Raw genomic sequence first — 1,875 nt, 5'->3', positions numbered from 1 at the left:
CCGGAAAGCATCAGAGATGGTGCCCCCCTTGTGGTCGGTATACAGGTGGTGCATGGCTGTCGTCAGCTCGTGTCGTGAGATGTTGGGTTAAGTCCCGCAACGAGCGCAACCCTTGTCCTGTGTTGCCAGCATGCCCTTCGGGGTGATGGGGACTCACAGGAGACCGCCGGGGTCAACTCGGAGGAAGGTGGGGACGACGTCAAGTCATCATGCCCCTTATGTCTTGGGCTGCACACGTGCTACAATGGCCGGTACAAAGAGCTGCGATGCCGCGAGGCGGAGCGAATCTCAAAAAGCCGGTCTCAGTTCGGATTGGGGTCTGCATCGACCCCATGAAGTCGGAGTTGCTAGTAATCGCAGATCAGCATTGCTGCGGTGAATACGTTCCCGGGCCTTGTACACACCGCCCGTCACGTCACGAAAGTCGGTAACACCCGAAGCCGGTGGCCCAACCCCTTGTGGGAGGGAGCTGTCGAAGGTGGGACTGGCGATTGGGACGAAGTCGTAACAAGGTAGCCGTACCGGAAGGTGCGGCTGGATCACCTCCTTTCTAAGGAGCACAGCACCGATTGCGAGCAAACGTCTCGCACGGTCAGCTCATGGGTGGAACGTTGATTAGTTGGCACGATCACAAGGCTGTCTTCACCAGTACTGCTTCGGCGTGGAACGTGATGAACAACCGAGGGATCGTGCCTGGCACGTTGTTGGGTGTCTGAGGGTACGGCCGTGAGGTCGTCCTTCAAGGATGCCGGCCCCAGTGAACTCACCGCGTGCGGTGAGGTGATGGGTGGCTGGTCGTTGTTTGAGAACTACACAGTGGACGCGAGCATCTGTGGCCAAGTTTTTAAGGGCGCACGGTGGATGCCTTGGCACCAGGAACCGATGAAGGACGTGGGAGGCCACGATAGTCCCCGGGGAGCCGTCAACCAGGCTTTGATCCGGGGGTTTCCGAATGGGGAAACCCGGCAGTCGTCATGGGCTGTCACCCATGCCTGAACACATAGGGCATGTGGAGGGAACGAGGGGAAGTGAAACATCTCAGTACCCTCAGGAAGAGAAAACAACCGTGATTCCGGGAGTAGTGGCGAGCGAAACCGGATGAGGCCAAACCGTAGGCGTGTGAGACCCGGCAGGGGTTGCGCCTACGGGGTTGTGGGATCTCTTTGCTGTCGTCTGCCGGCGACAGGACGAGTCAGAAACCGTATGGATAGGCGAAGGACATGCGAAAGGTCCGGCGTAGAGGGTAAGACCCCCGTAGCTGAAATTCATGCGGCTCGTTGAAGAGACACCCAAGTAGCACGGGGCCCGAGAAATCCCGTGTGAATCTGGCGGGACCACCCGCTAAGCCTAAATATTCCCTGGTGACCGATAGCGGATAGTACCGTGAGGGAATGGTGAAAAGTACCGCGGGAGCGGAGTGAAATAGTACCTGAAACCGTGTGCCTACAAGCCGTGGGAGCGTCGGACACAAGCTTGCTTGTGTCTCGTGACTGCGTGCCTTTTGAAGAATGAGCCTGCGAGTTTGCGGTGTGTTGCGAGGTTAACCCGTGTGGGGAAGCCGTAGCGAAAGCGAGTCCGAACAGGGCGATTCAGTAGCACGCTCAAGACCCGAAGCGGAGTGATCTAGCCATGGGCAGGTTGAAGCGGAGGTAAGACTTCGTGGAGGACCGAACCCACCAGGGTTGAAAACCTGGGGGATGACCTGTGGTTAGGGGTGAAAGGCCAATCAAACTCCGTGATAGCTGGTTCTCCCCGAAATGCATTTAGGTGCAGCGTCGTGTGTTTCTTGCCGGAGGTAGAGCACTGGATAGGCGATGGGCCCTACCGGGTTACTGACCTTAGCCAAACTCCGAATGCCGGTATGTGTGTGCCGGG

Annotated in this window: 2 rRNA genes; both read left to right on the top strand. The window is 58.0% G+C overall.

The window, feature by feature from the left end:
• Positions 1-550, top strand: a 16S ribosomal RNA gene (locus tag ACZ5ZX_RS41645); the annotation flags it as partial.
• Positions 551-834: 284 nt separating this feature from the next.
• Positions 835-1,875, top strand: a 23S ribosomal RNA gene (locus ACZ5ZX_RS41640); the annotation flags it as partial.

The sequence above is a fragment of the Amycolatopsis sp. NPDC033938 genome, assembly GCF_055575975.1.
Note: the sequence above shows the minus strand (reverse complement) of the source record. Positions and strands in the feature narration are given on the sequence as shown.